This is a genomic window from Flavobacterium sp. RSB2_4_14 (genome assembly GCF_051547085.1).
Taxonomy (GTDB): Bacteria; Bacteroidota; Bacteroidia; order Flavobacteriales; family Flavobacteriaceae; genus Flavobacterium.
This window is the reverse complement of record NZ_JBPTTL010000015.1, coordinates 1-6,137: the sequence shown is the minus strand read 5'-3', so window position 1 is coordinate 6,137 and position 6,137 is coordinate 1. Positions and strand designations below refer to the sequence as shown.

Annotated in this window: 1 protein-coding gene; it reads left to right on the top strand. The window is 40.1% G+C overall.

Annotated features, from left to right (window positions below):
- Positions 1-1,051: 1,051 nt before the first annotated feature.
- A partial coding sequence (locus ACSVH2_RS14015) for a beta strand repeat-containing protein (RefSeq protein WP_438093808.1) occupies positions 1,052-6,137 on the top strand: 5,086 nt, incomplete at its 3' end.

The window sequence follows — 6,137 nt, the reverse complement described above, 5'->3', positions numbered from 1 at the left end:
GTGATTAATTACCGCAAATGCGCCAAGATTTTAAACCATTACCGGATTAAGATGCATTAAGAAGTTGGCTTTCTAACAGCATTTTTTCTTTTTGGAACACGGATTGGAGAAATTTTATGAGGTTCACTAAGTTTCGCAAGGGTTTCACAAATTCACACGAAGTTTTTAAACCATTAAGGGATTAAGGTGCATTAAGAAGTTATTTTTTTGGAACACGGATTGGAGAAATTTTATGAGGTTCACTAAGTTTCGCAAGGGTTTCACAAAGTCACGCGAAGTTTTTAAACCATTAAGGGATTAAGATGGATTAAGGAGTTGTTTTTTTGGAACACAGATTGGAGAAATTGGAGGAATTTTATGAGGTTCACTAAGTTTCGCAAGGGTTTCACAAAGTCACACGAAGTTATTAAACCATTAAGGGATTAAGATGTGTTAAGAAGTTATTTTTTTGGAACATGGATTGGAGAAATTGGAGAAATTTTTATGGGGTTCACTAAGTTTCGCAAGGGTTTCACAAATTCACACGAAGTTTTTAAACCATTAAGGGATTAAGGTGCATTAAGAAGTTATTTTTTTGGAACACGGATTGGAGAAATTGGAGAAATTTTTATGGGGTTCACAAAGTTTCACAAGGGTTACACAAAGTAACGCGAAGTTATTAAACCATTAAGGGATTAAGATGGATTAAGGAGTTGTTTTTTTGGAACACAGATTGGAGAAATTGAAGAAATTTTCACGGATTGTTTTTATGTAATGTTTTTTAATCACATCCTGAAGTCTCGGGACGCAAATAATGTAGTTTTTTTGATATTGATTTTGCTTTATTTTAGAAAAATTTATCCTTATGATATTAGGAATTCCACAATGTAATGTTGTGGATTTTTCTTTTTAAGCAACTCCAAAACATGATAAATATCATGGGAATTTCTTGAAATTGATTATAATTTTATTATGTGTTTTGGCTTGTTATAAGTAAACCAAATTCACACGGACAGTCAAAAAGAGGCAACCGAAAATCTTAAACAGAGTAGGGGATTTAAATGATGATATTATGAAAAAAGTATTATTTTTTATGCAACTGCTTTTTACAGTAGCTGTATGTGCTCAACCAGTAATCACCACCTTTACTCCAGAGAGCGGTGCAATTGGTAGCAGTGTAACCATTACCGGTACGGGTTTTAACACCACGGCAGCACAAAACATTGTTTTCTTTGGTGCTACCCAGGCAACGGTAACTGCTGCAACATCCAACAGTTTAACAGTAACGGTGCCTTTAGGGGCAACGTATCAGTACCTTTCTGTTACTAACCTTGCTGTTAATTTAACGGCATATTCAGCCAAACCTTTTATTGTTACCTTGGCTGGTACTATTGCCTTTGCTAACAAGGTTGAATTTGCAACAGGCACAAACCCTCAATCAGTAAGTATAGGTGATTTAGATGGCGATGGTAAATCCGATTTGGCTGTAACTAATCCACCTAGCAACACCATATCGGTATTACGCAACACCTCCACAATTGGCAATGTGAGTTTTGCAACAAAGGTAGATTTTGCAACCAGCTATGTTCCAATTTCATTAAATGTAAGAGATATAGATGGCGATGGCAAACCCGATTTGGTTGTTGTAAATAGAGGCAGCCACACAGTATCTGTACTGCGCAATACCTCCACTTTTGGTACCCTTAGTTTTGCTGCCATTTCAGATTTCGCAACAGGCATAGAACCTCAATCAGTAAGTATTGGCGATATAGATGGCGATGGCAAGCCCGATTTGGTTGTGACTAATCTCAATAGCAACACCGTCTCGGTATTGCGTAACACATCGACACCAGGCATCGTAAATTTTGAAACCAAGGTAGATTTATTGACTGGTGATTACCATTATTCAGTATGTATAGGAGACATTGATGGCGATAGCAAACCCGATTTAGCTGTGACAAATAGTAATAGCAGCAGTGTATCGGTCTTGCGCAATACTTCCACCATGGGTACAATCAGCTTTGAAACAAAGGTAGATTTCGCAACTAGTAATAGTCCAATTTCAATAAGTATAGGCGATTTAGATGGTGATGGCAAACCCGATTTGGCTACTGCTAATTTTGCAGATGGAACCGTCTCGGTATTGCGTAACACATCCACATTAGGCACCGTAAATTTTGCAACAAAGGTAGATTTCGCATTAGGCACAATATCTCTTAGACTTTATTCTATTGGCATAGGAGATATAAATGGTGATGGCAAACTTGATTTGGCTGTGGTAAATTATTGGGGCGACACTATATCGGTATTACGAAACACCTCTACAATAGGCACAGTGAATTTTGCAACAAACGTAGATTTCGCAACTAGCGATAGTCCAAATTTAGTAGGTATAGGCGATTTAGATGGCGATGGAAAACCCGATTTGTCTGTGGCTACGGGTGATAACAACAGCGTATCGGTCTACAGACAAATTTCACATCCCACCATTTCGTCATTCAGCCCAACCTCAGGTTGTGCCAATACCGCATCGGTGGTAATTACCGGTACTAATTTTACAGGTGCAAACGCGGTAACATTCGGAGGTAGCAATGCGCTAAGCTATACAGTAGATTCGGCAACTCAAATTACAGCAACTGTGGCAAGCGGCACTACAGGTAGCATTACGGTAACAACCCCTGATGGTAGTGCTACAAGTAGTAGTACATTTACTGTTAATGCACCACCCTTAGCCACCATCACGGGCAGTCCAACATTTTGTGCTGGCAGTTCCACTACGCTAAGTGCACCAACAGGAGCAGGGCTAACTTATTGCTGGCAAAACGTAACCACTCCATTAGTTTGGCAAAATGTAGGATTAGCGGGTTTCTCAGCAGGCACTGCTACTAATCAAAGTCTAGCCTTTAGTAATGGCTCTCCTTATGTCGCATATAGCGATGGTGCAAATGGGAATAAAACCACTGTGAAAAAATTTGATGGAGGTAGCTGGGTAACTGTGGGAGCAGCAGGCTTCTCGGCAGGAGGTGCAGCATATCAAAGTTTAGCTTTCGATGGAGGCACTCCTTATGTTGCTTATAGAGATCAAGCAAATGGGGGAAAAACCACCGTGAAAAAATTTGACGGTAGTAATTGGGTAACTGTAGGAATAGATGGATTGTCACTTGGTGAAGCATATTGGATAAGTTTAGCCATAAATGCTGGTACTCCTTATGTGGCATATTATGATTATGTAAATGCAGGTAGAACAACGGTAATGAAATACGATGGAAGCACATGGGTAAGTGTCGGCACAGCAGGATTCTCTGCAAGTACTACAGAATGTTCAAGTTTGGCATTCTATGGTAGTACTCCTTATGTTGCATTTAGAGATTATTCCGTTGGAAGTTACGGAACCACTGTGATGAAATTTAATGGTACTAATTGGGTAAATGTGGGTTCTCCTGGATTTTCGGCAGGCAGTTCATATTTTCAAAGTTTAGCTTTTGATGGCAGCACTCCTTATGTAGCTTTCAAAGATTATTATAATGGGGAAAAGACTACTGTAATGAAGTTTAATGGCAGCGCTTGGGTAAATGTAGGTTCAGCTGGCTTATCAGCGGGTAGTGCAGCATATCAAAGTATAGTGTGCGATGGAGGTATTCCATACGTAGCTTATCAAGATAATGCCAATGGGGGAAAGACCACTGTGAAGAAATTTAATGGTAGTGCTTGGGTAAATGTTGGTTCAGCCGGCTTCTCAGCTGGTGGTTCATCTAGTCAAAGTTTGGCCTTTTATGGAGGCATACCTTATGTTGCATATAGCGATGGTGGAAATGGAAGTAAAACCACAGTGATGAAATTTGATGTACCACCGTGTGAAGCAACATCAAGTAATAAAATAGTAAACACAGCTGGAACCTATGTTGTAACTGTTTCGAATGCGGCTGGATGTTCTGCTACAAGTACACCGGTAAATGTTACAATAACTCCCGATAATACAGTAAGTACAGCATCATCTTCTCCATTCCTTTGCTCAAATACAGTATTAACAGCCATTACCCATACCACAACTGGAGCATCAGGCATTGGTACACCAATAGGATTGCCAACAGGCGTTACTGCTTCTTGGGCAAGCAATACAATAACTATATCTGGTACACCCATAGTAAGTGGAATATTTAATTATAGTATTCCATTAACAGGTGGTTGTGGTATAGTAAATGCAACCGGAACTATTATAGTTGACCACATTGTAAGTGCAGCTTCATCCACTCCAACACTTTGTATTAACACCCCATTAGCAGCAATAATGCATAGCACAATAGGAGCGATTGGAATTGGAACACCAACGGGATTACCTCCAGGTTTAACAGCTTCTTGGGTAAGCAACACTATTACAATAAGTGGAACACCAACAGCAACCGGCACTTTTAATTATAGTATTCCATTAACAGGTGGATGCGCTTCAGTAAATGCAATCGGCACAATTACAGTTAATGCATCCCCTACAGCCACTATCACGGGCAATCTAACATTTTGTGTCGGTAGTTCCACTACGCTAAGTGCACCAACAGGAGCGGGGTTAACTTATTGCTGGCAAAACGTAACCACTCCATTAGTTTGGCAAAATGTAGGATTAGCGGGTTTCTCAGCAGGCGGTGCTGCTTATCAAAGTCTTGCCTTAAGTAATGGCACCCCATATGTCGCATATAGCGATGGCGCAAATGGGAATAAAACTACAGTGAAGAAATTTGATGGAGGTAGCTGGGTAAATGTAGGATCAGTGGGATTCTCTGCAGGAAGTGCAGCATATCAAAGCTTAGCTTTCGATGGTAGCACTCCTTATGTTGCTTATCGCGATGAAGCAAATGGAGGTAAAGTCACCGTAAAGAAATTTGATGGTAGTAATTGGGTAACTGTGGGAACAGTAGGTTTTTCGGCAGGTCAAATTTACTATTCAAGTTTAGCCATTAATGCTGGAACTCCTTATGTTGCTTATAGAGATGACGCAAATGGATACAGAACCACGGTGATGAAATTTGATGGTATTAATTGGGTGGTTGTTGGAGTCGCTGGGTTCTCGGCAAATGGTGGTGCAGAATGTCAAATTTTGGCATTCTATGGTAATACTCCTTATGTGGCATATGCAGATTACTCCGTTGGACGTAGAGCCACTGTGATGAAATTTAACGGTACTAATTGGGTAAATGTAGGTTCAGCAGGATTTTCGGCAGGCAGTTCATATTATCAAAGTTTAGCTTTTGATGGAAGCACTCCTTATGTGGCATTTCAAGATGGTGCTTTTGGAAACAGAACTACGGTAATGAAATTTAATGGCAGCACTTGGGTAAATGTAGGTTCTGCTGGCTTTTCAGCAGACAGTGTATATTCTCAAAGTATAGTGTGCGATGGAGGCATTCCATATATAGCTTATCAAGATAATGCAAATGGGGGAAAGACCACAGTGAAGAAATTTAATGGTAGTAATTGGGTGAATGTTGGTTCAGCCGGTTTCTCAGCTGGTAGTTCATCTAGTCAAAGTTTGGCCTTTTATGGAGGCATACCTTATGTCGCATATAGCGATGGTGCAAATGGAGGTAAAACCACAGTGATGAAATTTGATATTCCATGTGAAAGCACTTCCAACAATTTTACAGTAAATGTGGCAGGCACTTACTTGGTTAAAGTAACAAATGCAACGGGTTGCTCGGCAAGTAGCACGGTAAGTGTAACAGAAACACCAAATTCCACCCCAACAGTCACTTTAACCAGTACCGACGGTGATAACACTTTTGCCTATGGTACTCCAGTAACGTTTACTGCTACTGAAGCTAATATAGCAGGTGGTACGGTTAGTTATGATTTCAGAGTGAATGGTACTTCGGTACAAAATGGAGCTTCCAATACGTATGCTGTTAGCAACTTAGCCAATGGTAATCAAGTGGGCGTTGTTATCACGATAACTGGCGGTACGTGTTTGACTACTAGCACTGCTGCTAGTAACACGATTACCAATACGGTAACGGGCGCCTTTTTAACTAGCATTACCACCTATTGTGGACAAACGTTACCATTTATCAATAGTGGTATTGGTTGTTCAGTTCCAAGTGGTGTTGTAGGTACCTTAGGGTATAGATTTAAAGTAAAAAACAATGTAACAGGAGTTACCGCTCCAACTA